Raw genomic sequence first — 397 nt, 5'->3', positions numbered from 1 at the left:
AGGCCCTGGTGCAGGCGGATGGCGCGGTCGACTTCGCCACGACGGCGGAACAGATGGCCCAGCGCGACCTGGGTCTCGAAGGTTTCCTTGTCCAGCTCGGCGATGTGCAGGAACAGCTCGATGGCCTTGTCCGGCTGCTCCGCCTACAAATGTTGGGATTCCTGTTTGTGATCCAGCTACTGATGATGGAAATCCTCCTGTTAATGTTGGAATTCCAGTTTGTGCTCCAGCTACTGATGTGGAAAATCCTCCAGGTGTTCCACCCATCAGCCGCGCAAGGGCGAGTTCTTCAAGCTACGACCGGATGCTACCCGTGGAGGAGGGGGTCACGGGGTGGTTTTTGATAACGAGGACGCGTTGCTTGCGACTCCCAGGCTGATCTTCTTACCCGAGGCCG

1 pseudogene is annotated in these 397 nt (G+C 58.2%); it reads right to left on the bottom strand.

The features are described from left to right. A pseudogene (locus tag ABGA94_RS18730) lies at positions 1 to 140 on the bottom strand (lipopolysaccharide assembly protein LapB); the annotation flags it as partial. Positions 141 to 397 lie beyond the last annotated feature (257 nt).

The organism is Stenotrophomonas sp. 3diitr2024, assembly GCF_042136455.1.
In the GTDB taxonomy this organism is placed as follows: Bacteria; Pseudomonadota; Gammaproteobacteria; order Xanthomonadales; family Xanthomonadaceae; genus Stenotrophomonas; species Stenotrophomonas sepilia.
Note: the sequence above shows the minus strand (reverse complement) of the source record. Positions and strands in the feature narration are given on the sequence as shown.